Below are 18,000 nucleotides of genomic sequence, written 5' to 3'. Positions count from 1 at the left end.
GGAGATTCCTCGCAAGTCGGCATTTCCGGCAGCCGCGGGTCAGCCGAAGCGCTCGCGGAGGACGGGGAGGAGGTCGGCCTCCGCCCAGGTGCGGGGCCGAACCTTCAGGAGGCGGTCAGTTCCCGAGCAGGTCCATGAGGTCGTCGGCGTGCTCCTCCTCCTGGGCGAGGATGTCCTCCATGATCCGGCGCGTCGTGACATCGCCGTCGCCGAGCCAGCGGATGATCTCCTGGTAGGACTCGATGACGATCCGCTCGGCGACCAGGTTCTCCTGGAGCATGCCCCTCAGGTCGCCGTCGTCGAACGTCACGTAGGTGGTGTGGGCGCGCTCGGCGAGCGTCTTCGGGTCGAAGTCGGGGTCGCCGCCGAGCTGGCTGATGCGCTCCGCGGCGCGCATCGCGTGCTCGCGCTCCTCGTCCGCGTGCTCGCTGAACTCCGCGGCGACCTGCGCGCGGTCGATGCCGGTCGCGCTGATCGCGTGCTGCGCGTAGCGCATCCAGCAGACGATCTCGGTGGCGAGGACGTCGTTGAGGACGCCGACGACCTCCTCGGCGCTCCTGCGGTACCCGGCGGTCACCGGCCCGTCGGCCATCTTCTGCCGGGCGCGCTCCCGGATCGCCGCCACGTCGATGCTGAAGCCGTTGTCGGCCATGCCCCCTCCTCCTGATCACGCGCTGGACGTAGGCGTGGTACCCAGATCCGGCGCCCCATGCCCCGGCACGCGAAACGGCGTGAGGCGACGCCTGGACGCCCTGTACTTGGCCACGGTCCGTGACACGTGCTATACGTAGAGCTACCTCTCCGCGACCCGCGGTGAGGAAGGGACATCCGGTATCCACCTTGAGATCCGGGCGTGACAAGGAAGAAAAGGAACCACATGAAGTCCTTCAACTACACCGAGCTGGACCTGCTGGCCGGCGAGGTCCTGCCGGAGCGCGCCGTCCTGTCCACCCTCCTCGTCGGGGGTGGCCACGGTGACGACGACAGCACCACCGTCGTGCAGAACTCCTGCGTGAGCACCAACAACCAGCAGAACGCCGGCCTCCTGTCGGCGCTGGGCCTCAACTCGCAGAACCCGACCGTCAGCCACAGCTGCCTGCCGGGCACGACGGCCGTCAACAACGGCTGAGTCGCCTCGATGTAACCGCGGGCTCCGGCCCGCGACGGGAAGGGCTGGCGTTCGAATGCCAGCCCTTCCCCCTTCTTCCCGCACACGCGAAAGCTGTCATATGAGCCTCGAACAACCGCAGAACATCAGCTACGCCGAGCTCGACCGCCTCGACGCGGACGTACTGCCGCCGCGGCTGGCGCTGTCGGCCCCGCGCGGCGGCGACGACGGCGGCTCCACGACCGTCATGTACGCCTGCCAGTCGACGTACTCGCCGGGGACCACCGGCCTGCTCGGCACGGGCCTGCTGGCCCAGGCGCCCTACTCCACGCTGACCTGCGTCCCGGCCACCGTGGCCGACCACCACTGATGAGCACTCCAGCGATTCCGGACGTGGACGGCGGCGAGCCCCGGGCGCTCACCCTGCCCTCGCTCACCGAGGGCGCGGAGTTCGTCGGCGAGTTCAAGAACTCCGGCTACCGGGAGCCGCCGCAGCTGGTCGAGCTGCCGAACCGGCAGCTCGTCCGGCTGCCGCCGCTGCTGTTCAGCGTCGCCAAGGCGCTGCACGACCACCGGGACCTCGCGGGGACCGACGTCGGCGAGGCGCTCGACCGGGTGGCGGACGCGGTGAGCCGGGAGGCCGGCGCCCGGCTGACCGCCGAGCAGCTCGTCTACCTCGTCGACCGCAAGCTCGCCCCCCTCGGCGTCACCACCTACAGCGACGGCACGCCCGCGACGCTGGCGAAGGCCGACCCGTGGCTGGCGCTGAAGTTCAAGGTCGCGGTGTTCCCCGAGTCGTTCACCTGGTTCGTCGGCGGCCTGTTCGCCTGGCTGTTCCGGCCCGTGGTGATGGTGGTCATGGTCGCCGGGTTCCTGGCGAGCGAGGCGTGGGTGTTCAGCTCCCGGTCGATCGCCGAGGCGATCTCGCTGGCGATCATGAACCCGGTCAGCATCCTGCTGGTCATGGCGCTCGGGGTCGCCTCCTGCGCGTTCCACGAGGTCGGGCACGCGACCGCCTGCCGGTACGGGGGCGTCCGGCCCGGCGCGATGGGCTGCGGGATCTACCTCGTGTGGCCCGCCTTCTACACCGACATCACCGAGTCGTACCGGCTCGGACGCGGCGGGCGGCTGCGCGCCGACCTCGCCGGGGTGTACTTCAACGCGATCTTCGTCATCGGGCTGACGCTGCTGTACCTGCAGACGGGGTTCGAGCCGCTGCTCATCGCCGTCCTGTACGTCAACCTGGAGATGATCCAGCAGCTGCTGCCGACGCTGCGGTTCGACGGGTACTACATCATGTCGGACCTGGTCGGCATCCCCGACCTGTTCAAGTACATCGGGCCCATCCTGAAGCGGACGCTGCTGCGGCGCCCGGCCGACGCGCGGCTGAACGACCTGAAGCGCTGGCCGCAGGTCTTCGTGACGCTGTGGGTGCTGGTCGTCATCCCCATGCTGCTGTTCCAGGTCGGGCTGATCATGTACCAGATCCCCAGCCTCCTCAGCAAGGACTGGTGGATGATGCGCCGGCTGGCCGCGGAGGCGTCGGCGGGGGCGGGCGCGCTGGAGCTGGTCACCTCCGGGCTGCAGATCGTGCTGCTCGTGCTGCCGGTGGCCGGGCTCGCGCTGATCTTCTTCGGGATCGGCCGCCGGCTGGTGCGGTGGGCCGTCCGCTACATCCAGGGACCCGCGCCGCGGCCGGTGCCGGACGCCTGAGCACGACCGTCCGAGCGCCGGACGCCCCGCCCGGGGCGTCCGGCGTTCGAATGCATTTTATATGCCTTTCAATTCGCGCTTCGGAAGCACATCCTCCGGGAATCCACTCCGAGTAAGGAGAGCAATAGGCCGCACCACGGCGCTCCCCTTTCCTCGCCAAGGCCGGCCCACCCCCCGCCGGTGTTTCCGGAAGGCCCCGCATTGCTTCGTCGCAGCACCCCCGCCGCATGGCTGGGGGCCTTCGCACTGCTCACCCCGGCCCCGCTCGTGGATCGTTCCACCACGGCCGCCGCGGATGGCGCGCGGGTCGTCGCCGAGACGTCCGTCGCGTCCCGTACCGTTGACCTGACCATCGACTCCCCGGCCATGGACGGCACCCAGAAGGTCCGTCTGCTGCTCCCCTCCAGCTGGTCGAAGGACGCGCGCCGCACCTGGCCCACCCTGTGGCTGCTGCACGGCGGCGTCGACGACTACACCGCCTGGACGCGCGACACCGACGTCGCGCGGCTCACCGCCCGCAGCGGCGTCATGGTCGTCATGCCGAACGGCGGCCGCTGCGGCAATTACTCCAACTGGTGGAACTACGGGCGCGGCGGCTCCCCGCAATGGGAGACGTTCCACATGACCGAACTCCGGACCATTCTCGAAAGCGATTACCACGCCGGGCGGGACCGCGTCGTCGCGGGCAATTCCATGGGCGGTCTCGGCGCCATGCTGTACGCGGCCCGGTTCCCCGGCGTGTTCAGGGCCGCGGCGGCGTTCAGCGGCTACGTCGACACCCTCCACGGCCACGAACCGGGCGACGACTCGACCGGATGGGGGCCGTCCTTCGCCTGCCCCGGCACCGACTGGCGGCGGGTGTGGGGCGACCCCGACGACCAGGCGGCGATCTGGCGCGCGCACAACCCGACCGATCTCGCGGCGCGGCTGCGCGGCGTCCGGCTGTGGGTGGCGAGCGGCAACGGCAGGGCCGGGTCGCTCGGCGGGATGCCGTTCACCGACCCGGTGGAGGCCGCCGCTGACGACAACGCGCACGCGTTCGTGGACCGGCTGCGCGACCTCGGTGTCCCGGTGACCGCGCGGTTCTTCGACGGGCAGCACGACTGGCCGTACTGGCAGCGGGACCTGCACGAGGCGTACCCGATGCTGACGGACGCGCTCGGGATCGGCTAGGCCCGACCGGGAACCGGCCGGGTCCCGGGGGCGCCGGGTCAGGACTGCCCCAGCGCCTCCAGGACGGCCTCCTTCCCGGACGAGCCGTGCCATTCGACGAGCAGGACGGTGGCGTCGTCGTCCAGCCGGCCCGCATGGTGCTCCAGGATGTTGTGGACGAGGCGCCGCAGCGTCTCCGGCGCGGACAGCCCGTCGGCGTTCCGCTTGATCAGGAAGTCGATGAAGCGGTGCAGCCCGAACTCCTGCTTGTCCGGGTCGCGGGCCTCCACGATGCCGTCGGTGTAGAGCAGGACGCGGTCGCCCGGTTCGAGCTGCTCCGAGCACAGCGTGGGGGCGACGCCGAGGCCGGTGCCGAGCGGGGTGCCCGGCTGGCATTCGAGCGTGGTGACCCAGCGGCCCTTGCGGATGACGACCGGCGGGGGATGGCCGTAGGTCGCCCACGACAGGACGCCGGACCGGATGTCGAGCTCGGCCAGGACGGCCGTCACGAACCGCCCGCTGGCGTCCTGCTCGGTGAGCACCTCCTCGATCGCCCGCCCGATCTCGATCAGGTCCCCTCCCTGGATCCGGCCGTTGCGGAAGGCGGCGATGGCGAGGCTGGCCGTGAGCCCGGCGGTGGTGTCGTGCCCCATGGCGTCGAAGACCCCGAAGTGCACGGTGTCGCCGGCGATCGCGTAGTCGAAGGTGTCGCCGCCCAGCCGGTAGGCCGGTTCCAGCGCCGCGCTGACGACCACCCGGTCGTTGGCGAAGGTCAGCGGCGGCAGCAGCCGCCACTGCATGTCCGCCGACACCGTCATCTTCCGGGTCCGCACCAGCCGGGAGAGGGAGTCGCTGTACGGCCCCTTGCTGACGATGATCAGCGCGATCATCCCGGCCAGGTACTCGGCGTCCTCCATCAGCCCCGCGTCGTCCCGGCGGATGGTGGTCCTGATGACGCCGATCCGCTCGGCCCCGTCGAGGATCGGCAGCCAGTACTGGCAGGTGCCGTCGTCGAACACCTGGCCGACCACCGGCGTCATGGTCTGGAACACCCGGCCCGCGATCGTGCCCTCGATCTTGAGCTCCGGGCTCTCCGCGCCGGGGTCCGCGCCGGCGTCGGGCCCCTTGCCGGTCAGCAGCCGCAGCACCGTCTGCTGAAGGTCGACGACGTAGATCACCACGTCGTGCAGGCCGACGGCGGCGGCGTGCCGGGCCACCGCGCCCGGCAGTTGCTCCATGGACATCAGGTGGCTGGCCGCCACCAGCTCTCTCAGCATCGGCTCGCCGCCCTACGGTCTCGGCTCTGCGGCTATCCCTACCCGCCCGCTTCCGCCTCATGTGGCCTGCGGTCGGAGGCGGGCCAGACGTACGGAAGATCGTCCGGGACGCCGGGGAAGACGGGCCCGTAGAAGCCGGGATCCTTGCGGACGAGCGCGGACCGGTGGCTGAGATGGAACGCCGGGTCGCCCAGCCAGGGCGGCAGCTCCCCCGCCGCGGCCAGCCGGTCCTGCCGCCGCGGCTTGCGCACCCCCGTCGCCTCGGCCAGGTCGGCGACCAGCGTCCCCGCGCAGGTGTCGGCGTGGCCGAGGACGCACCAGCGGTCGCAGACGTCCAGGCCATAGCGGACGAGCGCCTCCTCGTACCCCGTCCACATCAGCGCCGCCGGGTGGCGCCGCCAGCCGTAGCCCGGCACGGTGAGCGCCCGCAGCACCTGGATCGTCTCGACCCGCTGCTTGCCGAGCCTGCGCCGGTCCAGCACGCGGGCGCTCTCGGCGAAGTCCGCGTACGGCAGAAAGGTCTGCATGCCCCCTCCCTACCCCGCCCCGCGGTCCCCGGCCGGGGCGGTTGGTGAGATGGGACACACCGGCGGGCGCAGGGCCGCGGGCCCGGGACCGTTCGAAGGCACAGGTCACGGGCCGGGCTTATCGTTTCCCGACAAACCGCCCCGGAAAGCGCGACCGGGAATTCCAGGAAGGACTGTGCTAAAACCCGTCTCAGGTTCGGCGAGGCGGAGGTACGTCATGGGCGCGGCGGAGGCTCTCGCACAGGTGGCCGACACGGAACGCTATCCGCTGGCCGAGCCGGGCGGCGCCGGCTGGAACGCGGTCGTTTCCCGTACCCGGGACGAGCTGGCGAAATCCGGGTGCTGCGTGCTGCCCGACTTCATTCGTCCGGCATTGCAGGACGCGCTGCGCGCGGAATGCGCGGAGATCGCGCCCTCCGCCCATTATGACGTCGAAACGGTGAACGCCTACAACATCGACGTGGACACGCCATTGCCGGACGGCCATCCGGGGCGCATCACCGTCGAGCGCGGCAACGCGTTCGTCGCGCGCGACCGCATCCCGGCGGACTCCATCGTCCACCGGCTGTATTCGAGCGGGCTGTTCCAGCGGTTCGTGGCGAGCTGCTTCGGGCTGCCGCGGGTGCACGAGCTGGGCGACCCGCTGTCGGGGCTGTGCCTCAACGTCGTCAAGCCGGGGATGGAGCACCCCTGGCACTTCGACACCAACGAGTTCACCGTCAGCCTGCTCACGCAGGAGCCGGACGACGGCGGCGTCTTCGAGTACTGCCCGAACATCAGGACGGCGGAGCGGGAGAACTTCGGCGACGTCCGGGACGTGCTCACCGGGCGCGGCGGCCGGCTCGTCCGGCGGCTCACGCTGCGGCCCGGCGACCTGCAGCTGTTCAAGGGGCGGTACTCGCTGCACCGGGTGAGCACGGTCCAGGGGGACACGGCGCGGCACACGGCGATCTTCGCCTACAGCGAGCGCCCGGGGGTCATCGGCAGCGTCGCGCGCACGAGGCAGCTCTTCGGCCGCGTGCTGCCCGAGCATCTGGCGGCGGAGGGGCGCGCCGTCCGGGTGGACCAGTTGCTGGACTAGGAGAGGCCGTTTCTTGCGCGTCGACACCACAGGCAAGATCTCGCTCGACCACATCTACACGCGTCCCGATCCCCGCGCCTACTTCAGCACGCTCCGCGACCTCGACTACAACATCCCGGAACTGGCGAAACCGCACTTCCAGCGGTTCATCGCCGAATACCGGGAGGCGCGCGGGGTTCCGGTCCCGACCGTTCTGGACATCGGCTGCTCGTACGGCATCAACGCGGCCCTGGTGAAACACGGCGCGACGATGGCCGAGCTGTACGATCGCTACAGCGGCCCCGGCGCGCACCGGTGCACGCGGGCCGAACTGCTGAACCGCGACCGGGAGCTGGTCGATTCCGGTGGATCTGCTAATCGCGTCCGTTTCCTCGGGCTGGACGCCTCCGACAGCGCCCTTTCCTACGCGCTCGAAGCGGGATTCCTCGACGGCGCCGTCCACGCCGACCTGGAGAACGCCGAGCCGACCGACGAGCAGCGCGCGCGGCTCGCGGCGACGGACCTGGTCATCTCCACCGGCTGCCTCGGCTACGTCACCGAACGCACCATCTCCCGGATCGTGGAGGCCGCCGGGCGCCGCCCGCCGTGGATGGCCCATTTCATCCTGCGCATGTTCCCGTTCGACCCGATCGCCGACGTCCTGGCCGCCGCCGGGTACGAGACCGTCCGCCGCGACGGGCTGTTCAGGCAGCGGCGGTTCGCGACGGCGGAGGAGCAGGCGTCCGTCCTGGACCGCCTCTCGGACGCCGGCGTCGACGCGGGCGGCCTGGAGACCGAAGGCTGGTACTACGCGCAGCTCTACCTTTCCCGTCCCCGTGACTGACCCGCGCGCGACCGACATCCGCGCGACCGACACCTGAACCCGAGGAACGAAGTGAACGCCAGCGAAGAACTCTCGTCCCGCACCTTCGGAAACGAGGCGCGCCTGCCGCGCGTGCCGCTGCCCACGCTCGACGCCACCTGCGAGCGGTTCCTGGAGTGGTGCGGCCCGCTGCTGACCGCCGACGAGCGGGCCCGGACGGAGTCGGCGCTGGCCGCGTTCGCCCGCCCGGACGGCCCCGGCCGCACGCTGCACGCGGCGCTCGAACGCTACGACGCGGCGGAGGGCGTGCACAGCTGGCTCGACACGTTCTGGCCGTACCGCTACCTCGGCCGCCGCGACCGGATCGCGCTGAACGCGAACTTCTTCTTCCTGTTCAAGGAGTCGCCCGAGGGCCAGGCGGAGCGGGCGGCCGGGCTGATCGCCGGGGCGCTCGACTACAAGCTGCGGCTGGACGAGGAGCGCGTCCCGCCGGCCGTGCAGCGCGGCCGGCCGCAGTCGATGGTGCAGAACCGGTTCCTGTTCTCCACGACCCGGATCCCCGGCGCCGAGCAGGACACCGTCCGCGCGCCGTACACCGACGCGTGGCCCGGCCCGTCCACCGCCCGGCACATCCTGGTGTTCTTCCGCGGCAACATGATCCGGATGGACGTGCTCGGGCCGGACGGCCGTCCGCACACCCTCGACGAGCTCCGCGCCGGCCTCGACGCGATCATGAAGGCGGAGGCGGCTTCGGAGCCGTCCACCGGGCACCTCACCACCAAGGCCCGCGCCGAGTGGGCGGCGAGCCGCGAGGCGCTGCTGGCGCTCGGCAACGGCACGGCGCTCGACGACGTCGAGACGGCGCTGTTCTGCGTCTGCCTGGAGGACTTCACGCCCGCGGACGCCCTCGACGCCTGCGACCACCTGCTCCACGGCGACAGCGGCAACCGCTGGTTCGACAAGGCCGTGTCGTTCGTCGTGTTCGGCGACGGAACCGCGGGCATCAACGTCGAGCACTGCGGCCTGGACGGCACCACGATCCTCAGCTTCGTGGACGCCGTGCTCGGCGCGTCCCCGGCGGAGCTTTCCCGGCGGTCGGGCGCCGCCTCGCAGGGCCTGCCCGCCACCGCGCCGATCGAGTTCGTCCTGGACGACGACCTGCGCAAGGACATCCAGGACGCGGCGGCGTCCTTCGCCGCCTACGCCGCCGCGACCGCCACCACCACCGTCTCGCTGGACGACTTCGGCGCCGACGAGGCCAAGCGCCTGAAGACGTCCCCGGACGCGTTCGTCCAGATGGCCTACCAGCTCGCCCACCGGCGCGCGAAGGGCCTCACCGGCACCACCTACGAGTCGATCGCCACCCGCCAGTACCGGCACGGGCGCACCGAGGCGATGCGCGTGGTCACCCCCGAGGTGCTCCGCTTCGTCGAGACCATAGACGACCCCGCGGCCGGCCGGGAGGCCCGCCGGGAGGCGTTCCGCGCGGCGGCCGAGGCGCACGTCCGCCGCGCGAAGGAGTGCCAGGCCGGGCAGGCGCCCGAGCAGCACCTCTGGGAGCTCCAGCTGATCCAGAAGCGGCGCGGCGCCGAGCTCGGCGTCACCGGGCCGCTCCCGCTGTTCGACTCGCCGGGCTGGCTCACGATGCGGGACGACTACCTCAGCACCAGCTCGGCGCCGTCGGTCAACATCCGGTACTTCGGGTTCGGGTCGACGAGCGAGCAGTGCATCGGGGTCGCCTACGTCCTCCTCCCCGACCGCTTCAACGCCTACCTGAGCACCCCGCGGCCCGTGGCGGACGCCATGCACGCGTTCGCGGACCGGCTCCGCGAGGCGGTGCGGGAGCTGCGCGAGCTGCTGGCCTGATCAGCGGCCCGGCCGGGCGGGCCGGTGGATCCGCCCGGCCGGGTACAGCCAGCGCCGCAGCAGCCGGCTGAGCGCGGGCATGATGAGCACGGTGAGCAGCGGGATCACGATCACCGGGAACACCAGCGCCTGCAGCGGCACCGGCCACGCCCGCGTCAGCGGGGTCGCGAACGCGTTCAGCAGCAGGCTCAGCGGATAGACCGCGCAGAAGGTGACGGCGACCATCTTCGCCTTCGACGGCGCGGGGACCGACTCGCCGGGCAGGCTGAACCACGTCTCCAGCCCGGTCGTGCCCCGCTGGTGCTCCTCGGCGATGCCGCGGAGCCGGGCGAACCACTCGGCCCGGTCGGCGGAGCGCAGCCACCGGTCGAGCGTGCCCTGGTCGTCGAAGTTCACGACCGTGTAGTACCGGTGCCGCGACCCCTCGGCGCGCAGCCACGTGGCCCCCCGGTGGCCCGGTTGCGCGGTGGCGACCTCGTGGAGCCCCTCCGCCCACTCCTCGAAGTCGCGCTCCCTGCCGGGCGTCACGTCCCAGGTGACGACGAGCGTGACGGGCTCGGTCTCCGGTTCTCCCATGCCGGACATCTCACCCGTCCCGCCTCGTCCATGCGCGGCGGCCCCGCCCATGCGCGCCGGCCCGGGGTCAAGCGGCGGCGAGCGCCTCGGTGGGGCTGAGGCGGGACGCCCGGATCGCCGGGTACAGGCCGGCCACCGCGCCGATGACCAGCGTCGCCGCGAGGCCGCCGAGCACCGCCCAGGCGGGCACCACCACCGGCCAGCCCTGGTAAAGGGCGTAGCCGGCGGTCACGAGCGTCCCGATGAGCGCGCCGCCGACCCCGCCCAGCGCCGACAGCAGCAGCGACTCGGCGAGGAACTGCGTGCGTATCTGGCCGCGCGTCGCGCCGAGGGAGCGGCGCAGGCCGATCTCCGAGCGTCGCTCCAGCACCGAGATGACCATGGTGTTGGCGACCCCGACGCCCCCGACGAGCAGCGCCACCGCGCCGAGGCCGAGGAGCAGGCCGGTGAACGCCTCACCCGCCGCCTGCTTGGCGGCGAGGGCGTCCGACGGCCGCGACACCTCGACCTCGTTCGGCGCCTCCGGGTTCGCGGTCGCGCCGAGCACCCCGCGGACGTCCTCGACGCTCGCCTCCGCCGACCGGGTGTAGACCGTCGTCGGATGCCCGTCGAAGCCGAGCCGGGAACCCGCCGCCGGCCAGCCGACCAGCGCGGCCGTGTCCAGCTCGGGCGCCAGCGGCACCGGCGCGAGGATGCCGATCACGGTGAAGCCCCGGCCGCCGACGACCACCTGGACGTCCGGGGCCGCGTGCCCGATGCCGAGCCGTTCGGCGGCCGTCGCGCCGAGCACCACCGCCGGGAACTCCCCGGTCGCGGTGTTCAGCCAGACGCCGTGGCTCAGCTCCGCGCCCGTCGCGTCGCGCAGGTCGGTGCGGGCGGCGTAGGCGGCGATCCCGTTCGTCTCCGTCTCGGGGATCCTGCTGCTCCGGTAGACCTTCACGCCGTCCAGCAGCCCGATCGCCGACACCTGGCGTACCGGGGCGATCCGGGCGACCATCCGCTCCGACTCCAGCGGCAGCTGCGCCTGCTCGCCGGTCAGCGTGCTGCCGGGCGAGACCGTCAGCAGGTTGGTGCCGAGGGCCGCGAGGGCCCGGTCCAGCTCGGCGCGCGACGACGAGGACACGCCGACGACGGCGACCATCGCGGCGATCCCGATCGCGATGCCGAGCGCGGACAGGAACGCCCGCATCGGGCGCGTCCGCAGCCCGACCGCGCCGACCTTGACCACGTCCCCCGGCCACAGCCGCGCGGGCCGCAGCGTCCCGGCCGTCACGTCGCCGCCCCGATCGGCGCGCCGGCGTCCGCGGAGTCGGCGACGACGCGGCCGTCGCGCATCCGGACGCGGCGCGGCAGCCCGGCGGCGATCTCCCGGTCGTGGGTGATGACGACGACGGTGGTGCCGGCGGCGTGCAGCTCGCGCAGCAGCGCCATCACCCCGTCCCCGGACGCCGAGTCCAGCGCGCCGGTCGGCTCGTCCGCGAGCAGCAGCGCGGGCTCCCCGGCGACCGCCCGCGCGATCGCGACCCGCTGCCGCTCCCCGCCGGACAGCTCGTGCGGCTCGTGGTCCAGCCGGTGGCCGAGCCCGACCCGCTCCAGCGCGGCGGCGGCCCGCCGGCGCCGGGCGGGCGCGCGCAGCCCGGTGTAGAGGAGGCCGTCCGCGACGTTGTCGAGCGCCCGCGTGCCCGCCGCCAGGTGGAAGTGCTGGAAGACGAACCCGATGCGGGTCGCGCGCAGCGCCGACAGCCTGCCGTCCGGGAGCCGCCCCACGTCGTGGCCGTCGATATGGACGCTGCCCGATGTCGGGCGGTCCAGCGTGCCGAGGACGTTCAGCATCGTCGACTTGCCCGACCCGGACGGCCCGGCGATCGCGACCAGCTCGCCCGCGCCGATGTGCAGCGACACCCCGGCGAGGGCGTGGACGCCGCCCGGATAGCTCTTCGTCACGTCCCGCAACGTGATCATTTCGGCACCCCCACGACCGTGCCCTCAGTGATCCCCGCGCCGGAGACCTCGACCTTGCCGTCCGCGAACAGCCCGGTCTCGACCGGGACGTACGCGGACGCCGCGCCCCTGACGACCTCCACCCCGAAACCGCCCTCGCTCAGCGCGACCAGCGCCGTGACCGGGACGGTCAGCACGTCCTTCCGCTCGCCCGCCGTGAACGTGACGTCGACCGAGGCGAGCGCGTACCGGGCGGCGGCCTTCCTCGCCTTGGCGGAGTCGAGCCAGATCGTCACCTCGGCCTTCGTCTCCGGGTCCTGGCCCTGCTCGCCCTGGTCGATCACGGTCGTGACCTCGTCGATCTCGGCCGTGACGGTCTCGTTCTCGGGCAGCGTCACGGTGACCTTCGCGCCCTTCCTCGCCATGCGCTGGTCGGCGGTGTCCAGCTCGACGGTGACGGCCTGGCCGGTGCCGGTGTAGGCGAGCACCTTCTTGCCGGGCGCGGCGGGCTCGCCGGGGTTCGCCTGGACGCTGTCGACCCGGACGGGCCCGGCCGCGTACGCGACGCGTCCGAGGTCGACGACGCCGGTCTCCGCCACGCCGATGTCGTCCTGCCATTCCCGGACGGCGCCGGCCGTGCCGGAGGTGTACTCGCCGTCCACGGTGAAGCCGTCGTAGCCGAGCGCGCTGAGGTTCTTCTCGAACCGCTCCACGTCCGACCCCTCGGTGCCGACCGTCAGCGGCCGGTAGGACGGCTTCGACCCGTACATCAGGACGACGGGGTCGCCGTCCACCTCGTACAGCTCGTGGCCGCGCGTGATCTCGTCCCCGCTGTCCGGGAGCCGGGTCAGCGTCCCGCGCAGCTGGCTCGTCGCGGCGGACACCGGCCCGTACCCGAGGCGCCCGTCCTCGGTCTGGGCGTCGTCGAGCGTCTGCCGCGCCACCTTCACCGTGCCGGGCGGCAGCGCCGAGGGCGGCGCGCCGCCGGAGTCGCCGCCGCCGAGCGCCGCCACGGTCGCGGTCCCGCCGGCCGCGACGAGAACGCCGACCGCGAGCGCCAGCAGGGGCCGCGACCTCATCACTTCCCGCCCTGGAGGATCTTCTGGCACTTCTGCTGGGCGGCCTCGAAGTCGGGGTCGTCGCCGACCTTGGCGTCGATCCGGATGCCGCGCTGCCCCGGCTCCGGGTCGGGGAACGCCTCCACGCCGTTCTGCCGCATGCACTCGGCGTGCTCGCGGGCCCGCTCCTGCATCTTCGGGTCCGGCGCGCCGGTCGCGTTGGCCTGCGGGTTGTACTGCCGGCACGCCTCCATGGCCTTGTCGATGGTCTCCTTCTTGCCCTTGACCTTGATCTGGACGCCCTTGCCGGGCTCGGGGTCGTCCATGTCGACGCCGTGCTCGCGCATGCACTGGGCGAACTTCACGCCCATCTCGTCCGGGTTCGGCGTCGCGCCGCCGCCGGCCGCGGCGGTCTGCTTCGCGCCGCCCGCCGACGCCACCCCGGTGTCGTCCTCGCCGTCCGAGCCGCAGCCGGCCAGGGTCAGCGCCAGCGCGAGCGGCAGCACCGCCAGAATCCGCAGTCGCATGTCTCCTCCTCGCGTCGCGGCCGGAGCCGTTCCGGCCGGACGGGGAGCGATGCAACCCGGCGGGATGTTTCCCCACCGTTTCCGCGTCCGCCGGTCCGTTTCCTAACGGGGAGGAAACACGGCGTCGGGCACCATCGCCGGGTGGAGGAGGACGCCATGAGAGTGCTGGTGGTGGAGGACGAGCGACTGCTCGCCGACGCGATCGCCGAATGGCTGCGCGCCGACGCGCACGCCGTCGACCTCGCCTACGACGGGGAGGCGGCCCTGGACCGCGTCGGGGTCAACGACTACGACGTGGTCGTCCTGGACCGGGACCTGCCGCTCGTCCACGGCGACGACGTGTGCCGCGAGATCGTCCGGGACGCAACGGCCGCGCGGGTGCTGATGCTGACCGCGGCCGCCGAGATCACCGACCGGGTCGACGGCCTCGGGCTCGGCGCGGACGACTACCTGACGAAACCGTTCGCGTTCCCCGAGCTGGCCGCCCGCGTCCACGCCCTCGGCCGGCGCTGCCGCCCCGCCGCGCCGCCGACGCTCCACCGCGCCGGCATCACCCTGGACCCGGCGCGGCGCGAGGTGTTCCGGGACGGACGCTACGTCCCCCTCGCGCGGAAGGAGTTCGCGGTCCTCGCCGAGCTGCTGCGCGCCGACGGCGCCGTGGTCTCCGCCGAGCAGCTCCTGGAGAAGGCGTGGGACGAGCACGCCGACCCGTTCACCGGCGCCGTCCGCCTCACCGTCCTCAAGCTGCGCCGCAAGCTCGCCGACCCGCCCGTCGTCGAGACCGTCAAGGGAGCGGGGTACCGGATCCCATGAGGCTGTCGCTGCGGGCCCGCCTGACCCTCACCTACGGCGGCCTGTTCCTCGTCGCCGGGGTCGTCCTCCTCGGCGCCACCTACGCGCTGTTCGACCAGCAGCTCTCGGGGTCGAACACCAAGGTCCTCGCCACCCGGGTGAACCCCGGACCGGGCCCGGCGTCCACGAGCGACCCGCGGACGGACACCGACGACCTCATGGAGAGGACGCGGGTCTGGCAGGAGCAGCAGCGCTCCGAACTCCACGACGCCGCCGTCACCTCGCTGGTCACGCAGGGGTCGATCGCGCTGCTCGTCGTCGGCGGCGCCGCGGCCGGGTTCGGCTGGCTCATCGCCGGCCGGGTGCTGTCCCCGCTGCACCGCGTCACCGAGACGGCCCGCCGCATCGCCGGCGCCCCCGCCGCCGACCGGAGCCTGCACGAGCGCATCGCGCTGCGCGGCCCGGACGACGAGGTGAAGGAGCTCGCCGACACCTTCGACACGATGGTGGAGCGGCTCGACCGGTCCTTCGACGGGCAGCGCCGCTTCGTCGCCAACGCCTCCCACGAGCTGCGCACCCCGCTCACCCTCGGCCGCGCCCTGGTCGAGGTCGCGATGCACCGCGAGTCGGCGTCCCCGGACGTCCGGCAGCTCGGCGAGACGCTCCTGCAGATCAACGCGCGGCACGAGCGCCTCATCACCGGCCTGCTGCTGCTCGCCCGGTCCGACAACGAGATCACCGTCCGCGCCCCGGTCGACCTGGCGGACGTCGTCGCCCACGTCACGTCCCAGACCGCCCGCGAGGCCGAGGAGGCCGGCATCGCCGTCGAGACCGACGCCGCCGAGGCCATGACGGCGGGCGACGCCCTCCTCCTGGAACGCGTGGTGCAGAACCTCGTGGAGAACGGGCTGCGGCACAACGCCGAGGGCGGCTGGGTCAGGGTCGCGTGCCGCACCGAGGACGGCCTGGCCGTGCTGGAGGTCGCCAACTCGGGCCCGCAGGTCCCGCCCTACGAGATCCCGGCCCTGTTCGAACCCTTCCGGCGGCTCGACGGGGACCGCATCGTCACCGCCAAGGGCGCGGGGCTGGGGCTGTCGATCGTCCAGTCGATCGTCCGCGCGCACGACGGCGCCCTGGCCGCCGTCCCCCGCGACGAGGGCGGCCTGACCGTCACCGTCGCCCTCCCCGCCGCCTAGCCGCGCGGGAAGAGCGCGTCCACGAAGGGATTGCGGAACTTCCCGGCGGGATCCAGCTCGCGGGCCAGCCGGGCGAAGTCGGGCGCGCGCTCGTAGGCGGCGATGACCTCCGGCGCGGGCGCCGTGCCCACCTTCCCCCAGTGCGGCCGGGCGCCCAGCGGGGCGAGCCGCTCCTGCAGCCCGGCGACCACCGGCAGTACGCGGACGAGGTCGTCGTGCCAGGTGAAGTGAAGTGTCACCGAGTCGCGGCCGTAGGCGGGGCTCAGCCAGAGATCGTCGCCCCGCACGGTCCGGATCTCCGAGACGTGCAGGACGGGCGCGACGCGACCCGCCAGCGCCCTGACCTCCGCCATCGCCTCGGCCGCCGCCTCCCGCGGCAGGAACCACTCGGACTGGAGCTCCTTCCCGGCGCTCGGCGTCAACTCCGGGCGGAAGTGCGGAAGGCGCTCGTGCCACGGCCCGGCGCTCCCCAGCTGGACGGTGCAGGCGTCCGGGTCCATGCCCGGCACGGGATGCACCGGACCGGGCGCCGCACGCCCGCCGCCCCAGGCCGGCGCCGGCCCGTCGGTGCGGCACTTGAGCCACACGGCGGCCTCCCCGCTCCGCCAGTCGGTGAACGCGCTGACGCTGTAGGCGGCGCCGAAGATCTCGTCGAACCGCGCGGCCACGTCGTCGAGCGGCACCCCGACCCGGACGTTCTGCGCCACCTCGTAGGCGGGCTCGACGTCCAGCGTCAGCCGCGTGACGACGCCGAGCGCGCCGAGCGCGACGACCGCCCCCGGGAAGCCCTCGTCGCCCCGCCGCAGTTCGAGCAGGTCGCCGTCCGGCCCGACGAGTTCGAGCGCGCCGACGGACGCGGACAGGCACCGCAGGCCGTCACCCGACCCGTGCGTCCCCGTGGCGCACGATCCGGCGACCGAGATGTGCGGCAGGGACGCCATGTTCGGCAGCGCGAACCCGTTCCCGTGCAGCTCGGCGGCGACGTCCGCGTACCGCATCCCGGCCGCGACGCGCGCGCTCGACCGCGCCGCGTCGATCTCGACCACGGGCGGCAGCCCGTCGAGCCGGACGAGCTCCCCGGCGGTGTCGGCGACGAGGCTGAACGAATGCCCGCTCCCCAGCGCCCGTATCCGCCGGCTCCCCGCGACGACCCGGCGCAACTCGTCCACGGACTCCGGCCGATGCGTCCGCACGGCCCCGTAGACGACGTTCCCCGCCCAATTGCCAGAACCCACGACCTCACGCTTCTCCACACCGGCACCGTACTTCCGCCGCCCGCCCCCGGGACCACCCCCCGGGGCGGGTGCCGGCGGCTTGTCCGTGCCATCCGGCATGACGCCGGTCAGCGGCGGGCGCCGGTGCGCCGCAGGTCGCGGGGGCTGACGCCGAAGCGGCGGCGGAAGGCGTGGCTGAGCGCGCTCGCCGAGGAGAACCCGGTCGCGTGGGCGAGGTCGGTGATGCTGACGTGCCGGTAGAGCGGGTCGCGCAGCCGGTCCCGGACGAGCCGGAGCCGCTCCTCGCGGATCAGCTCGCGCGGCGTGGTCCCGGCCCGCTGCAGCGCGAGCTGGATCTGCCGCAGCGACCAGCCGAGGTCCTGCGCCATCGCGCTGCCGGTGAGGCCGGGGTCGGTGGCGTGCTCGCGGACGTGCCGGCGCACGACGGACTCCACCTCGGCGAGGTGGCCGGGCGCGGGCGGCCGCCCGCGGCCCGCGACGATGAGGCACAGCAGTTCGGTGATCCGGTCGCAGGCGGCGTCGAACTGCGGCTCGGAGAGGGTGTCGCGCTCCTCGCCGACGGCCCGCACCATGTCCGCGACGACGCGGCCGAGGCCGGCGGTCAGGTCGAGGCCGGTCATCGGGAGGGCGGGGACGTTCAGCCGCCCGTCCACCTCGTGCGGCGGGATCGTCAGGACGAGCGCGCGGGCGGGGCACCGCTGGACGACCCGGAGCGGCGCGGCCGGCGCGGCGAGGCCGCCCGTCCCCGGGGAGAGCCGGGCCTCGCGGCCGTCCTGGAGCAGGAGCAGCTCGCCGTGCAGCGGCAGCAGGAACCGGTAGCCGCCCGCGGTGGCGGCGGGACCGGGACGGTCCGCCCCGCACAGGACGAGCCGGTAGGCGGCACCGTCCGGCCGGGCCGGCCCGCCCAGGAGGTCCTCCACCGCAGGCCCTTCCGCCGGTTGATCACTTGCGGCCCCGAGCGTAGTACGCTCACCGCCGCCGAATCACCCGAATCCAGCGGAAAGTAACGCGATTCAGACTGTGGGTGATCTTGTAATGCGTCCGGCGGCACATTCCTTGCGCGCGGGCACAAGCACGCCCCCGCGAACCGTCCTACGGTGCCGAACCTGTGACGTGTTCGCGCCACTGCCCCACCACCGGCCCCGCGGC

At 73.1% G+C, this 18,000-nt stretch carries 19 protein-coding genes; 9 read left to right on the top strand and 10 right to left on the bottom strand.

Features of this window, described 5'->3' with window-relative positions:
• Window positions 1-115: 115 nt before the first annotated feature.
• Window positions 116-652: a ferritin-like domain-containing protein gene (locus SM611_RS18135; protein ID WP_371950790.1), complete on the bottom strand. Its 537-nt coding sequence runs from the start codon at window positions 650-652 to the stop codon at window positions 116-118.
• 225 nt (window positions 653-877) lie between these two features.
• Between SM611_RS18135 and SM611_RS18130 the strand changes: the two genes are divergently transcribed.
• The 4 genes from SM611_RS18130 (at window position 878) to SM611_RS18115 (ending at window position 3,994) form a co-directional block, all read left to right on the top strand.
• Window positions 878-1,129, top strand: coding sequence for a hypothetical protein (locus SM611_RS18130; protein ID WP_371950789.1), 252 nt, complete (start codon window positions 878-880; stop codon window positions 1,127-1,129).
• 100 nt (window positions 1,130-1,229) lie between these two features.
• Window positions 1,230-1,478: a hypothetical protein gene (locus tag SM611_RS18125; protein ID WP_371950788.1), complete on the top strand. Its 249-nt coding sequence runs from the start codon at window positions 1,230-1,232 to the stop codon at window positions 1,476-1,478.
• Window positions 1,478-2,821, top strand: a complete 1,344-nt coding sequence (locus SM611_RS18120) for a zinc metalloprotease (protein WP_371950787.1) — start codon at window positions 1,478-1,480, stop codon at window positions 2,819-2,821. Before SM611_RS18125 ends, SM611_RS18120 begins: the two co-directional genes overlap by 1 nt.
• Before the next feature lie 201 nt (window positions 2,822-3,022).
• The gene (locus SM611_RS18115; protein ID WP_371950786.1) at window positions 3,023-3,994 is read left to right on the top strand and encodes an alpha/beta hydrolase; all 972 of its coding nucleotides are present in this window, start codon (window positions 3,023-3,025) and stop codon (window positions 3,992-3,994) included.
• A 38-nt stretch (window positions 3,995-4,032) separates the two neighbouring features.
• Here the strand turns inward: SM611_RS18115 and SM611_RS18110 are convergent, their stop codons facing one another.
• Both SM611_RS18110 and SM611_RS18105 read right to left on the bottom strand, forming a co-directional pair.
• On the bottom strand, window positions 4,033-5,250 hold the full coding sequence (locus SM611_RS18110; RefSeq protein WP_371950785.1) for a PP2C family protein-serine/threonine phosphatase: 1,218 nt from the start codon (window positions 5,248-5,250) through the stop codon (window positions 4,033-4,035).
• A 38-nt stretch (window positions 5,251-5,288) separates the two neighbouring features.
• The gene (locus SM611_RS18105; RefSeq protein ID WP_371950783.1) at window positions 5,289-5,777 is read right to left on the bottom strand and encodes an MSMEG_6728 family protein; all 489 of its coding nucleotides are present in this window, start codon (window positions 5,775-5,777) and stop codon (window positions 5,289-5,291) included.
• A 217-nt stretch (window positions 5,778-5,994) separates the two neighbouring features.
• Here SM611_RS18105 and SM611_RS18100 point away from each other — a divergent pair, with 217 nt between their 5' ends.
• The 3 genes from SM611_RS18100 to SM611_RS18090 are packed head-to-tail and all read left to right on the top strand — an operon-like array spanning window position 5,995 to window position 9,526.
• Complete coding sequence (locus SM611_RS18100; protein WP_371950782.1) at window positions 5,995-6,858, top strand: HalD/BesD family halogenase; 864 nt, start codon at window positions 5,995-5,997, stop codon at window positions 6,856-6,858.
• 13 nt (window positions 6,859-6,871) lie between these two features.
• Window positions 6,872-7,681: a class I SAM-dependent methyltransferase gene (locus SM611_RS18095; RefSeq protein ID WP_371950781.1), complete on the top strand. Its 810-nt coding sequence runs from the start codon at window positions 6,872-6,874 to the stop codon at window positions 7,679-7,681.
• Window positions 7,682-7,732: 51 nt separating this feature from the next.
• The gene (locus tag SM611_RS18090) at window positions 7,733-9,526 is read left to right on the top strand and encodes a choline/carnitine O-acyltransferase (protein WP_371950779.1); all 1,794 of its coding nucleotides are present in this window, start codon (window positions 7,733-7,735) and stop codon (window positions 9,524-9,526) included.
• On the opposite strand, the gene SM611_RS18085 is transcribed toward SM611_RS18090, so the two are convergent.
• The 5 genes from SM611_RS18085 to SM611_RS18065 form a co-directional block, all read right to left on the bottom strand.
• Window positions 9,527-10,102: an antibiotic biosynthesis monooxygenase gene (locus tag SM611_RS18085; protein ID WP_371950778.1), complete on the bottom strand. Its 576-nt coding sequence runs from the start codon at window positions 10,100-10,102 to the stop codon at window positions 9,527-9,529. It lies immediately after the preceding gene.
• 67 nt (window positions 10,103-10,169) lie between these two features.
• Window positions 10,170-11,375, bottom strand: a complete 1,206-nt coding sequence (locus tag SM611_RS18080; RefSeq protein ID WP_371950776.1) for an ABC transporter permease — start codon at window positions 11,373-11,375, stop codon at window positions 10,170-10,172.
• The gene (locus SM611_RS18075; RefSeq protein ID WP_371950775.1) at window positions 11,372-12,064 is read right to left on the bottom strand and encodes an ABC transporter ATP-binding protein; all 693 of its coding nucleotides are present in this window, start codon (window positions 12,062-12,064) and stop codon (window positions 11,372-11,374) included. The genes SM611_RS18080 and SM611_RS18075 overlap by 4 nt, the downstream gene beginning before the upstream one ends.
• Window positions 12,061-13,122: a peptidoglycan-binding protein gene (locus SM611_RS18070; RefSeq protein ID WP_371950774.1), complete on the bottom strand. Its 1,062-nt coding sequence runs from the start codon at window positions 13,120-13,122 to the stop codon at window positions 12,061-12,063. Before SM611_RS18070 ends, SM611_RS18075 begins: the two co-directional genes overlap by 4 nt.
• A complete protein-coding gene (locus SM611_RS18065) occupies window positions 13,122-13,628 on the bottom strand; it encodes a hypothetical protein (protein WP_371950773.1) in 507 nt (168 codons plus the stop codon). Before SM611_RS18065 ends, SM611_RS18070 begins: the two co-directional genes overlap by 1 nt.
• 156 nt (window positions 13,629-13,784) lie before the next feature.
• Between SM611_RS18065 and SM611_RS18060 the strand changes: the two genes are divergently transcribed.
• Both SM611_RS18060 and SM611_RS18055 read left to right on the top strand, forming a co-directional pair.
• Entirely contained in the window at window positions 13,785-14,441 is a 657-nt protein-coding gene (locus SM611_RS18060) for a response regulator transcription factor (RefSeq protein WP_371950772.1), read from the top strand.
• Window positions 14,438-15,616, top strand: a complete 1,179-nt coding sequence (locus SM611_RS18055) for a sensor histidine kinase (protein WP_371950771.1) — start codon at window positions 14,438-14,440, stop codon at window positions 15,614-15,616. Before SM611_RS18060 ends, SM611_RS18055 begins: the two co-directional genes overlap by 4 nt.
• Here SM611_RS18055 and SM611_RS18050 read toward each other — a convergent pair.
• Both SM611_RS18050 and SM611_RS18045 read right to left on the bottom strand, forming a co-directional pair.
• Window positions 15,613-16,869 (bottom strand): FAD-binding protein, encoded by a 1,257-nt coding sequence (locus SM611_RS18050; protein WP_371950770.1) that lies wholly within the window; start codon window positions 16,867-16,869, stop codon window positions 15,613-15,615. The two genes, SM611_RS18055 and SM611_RS18050, sit on opposite strands and share 4 nt — an antisense overlap.
• A gap of 89 nt (window positions 16,870-16,958) precedes the next feature.
• Window positions 16,959-17,771: a helix-turn-helix domain-containing protein gene (locus SM611_RS18045; protein WP_371950769.1), complete on the bottom strand. Its 813-nt coding sequence runs from the start codon at window positions 17,769-17,771 to the stop codon at window positions 16,959-16,961.
• Window positions 17,772-18,000 lie beyond the last annotated feature (229 nt).

Origin of the sequence: Actinomadura monticuli (genome assembly GCF_041463655.1) — a bacterium.
Taxonomy (GTDB): domain Bacteria; phylum Actinomycetota; class Actinomycetes; order Streptosporangiales; family Streptosporangiaceae; genus Spirillospora; species Spirillospora monticuli.
Note: the sequence above shows the minus strand (reverse complement) of the source record. Positions and strands in the feature narration are given on the sequence as shown.

Bases quoted from the DNA above. Each gene is read 5' to 3' on its own strand.
- SM611_RS18070 (WP_371950774.1), bottom strand. From the start codon at position 13,122: ATGAGGTCGCGGCCCCTGCTGGCGCTCGCGGTCGGCGTTCTCGTCGCG.
- SM611_RS18135 (WP_371950790.1), bottom strand. From the start codon at position 652: ATGGCCGACAACGGCTTCAGCATCGACGTGGCGGCGATCCGGGAGCGC.
- SM611_RS18075 (WP_371950775.1), bottom strand. From the start codon at position 12,064: ATGATCACGTTGCGGGACGTGACGAAGAGCTATCCGGGCGGCGTCCAC.
- SM611_RS18065 (WP_371950773.1), bottom strand. From the start codon at position 13,628: ATGCGACTGCGGATTCTGGCGGTGCTGCCGCTCGCGCTGGCGCTGACC.
- SM611_RS18130 (WP_371950789.1), top strand. From the start codon at position 878: ATGAAGTCCTTCAACTACACCGAGCTGGACCTGCTGGCCGGCGAGGTC.
- SM611_RS18110 (WP_371950785.1), bottom strand. From the start codon at position 5,250: ATGCTGAGAGAGCTGGTGGCGGCCAGCCACCTGATGTCCATGGAGCAA.
- SM611_RS18085 (WP_371950778.1), bottom strand. From the start codon at position 10,102: ATGGGAGAACCGGAGACCGAGCCCGTCACGCTCGTCGTCACCTGGGAC.
- SM611_RS18105 (WP_371950783.1), bottom strand. From the start codon at position 5,777: ATGCAGACCTTTCTGCCGTACGCGGACTTCGCCGAGAGCGCCCGCGTG.
- SM611_RS18100 (WP_371950782.1), top strand. From the start codon at position 5,995: ATGGGCGCGGCGGAGGCTCTCGCACAGGTGGCCGACACGGAACGCTAT.
- SM611_RS18120 (WP_371950787.1), top strand. From the start codon at position 1,478: ATGAGCACTCCAGCGATTCCGGACGTGGACGGCGGCGAGCCCCGGGCG.
- SM611_RS18125 (WP_371950788.1), top strand. From the start codon at position 1,230: ATGAGCCTCGAACAACCGCAGAACATCAGCTACGCCGAGCTCGACCGC.
- SM611_RS18055 (WP_371950771.1), top strand. From the start codon at position 14,438: ATGAGGCTGTCGCTGCGGGCCCGCCTGACCCTCACCTACGGCGGCCTG.
- SM611_RS18060 (WP_371950772.1), top strand. From the start codon at position 13,785: ATGAGAGTGCTGGTGGTGGAGGACGAGCGACTGCTCGCCGACGCGATC.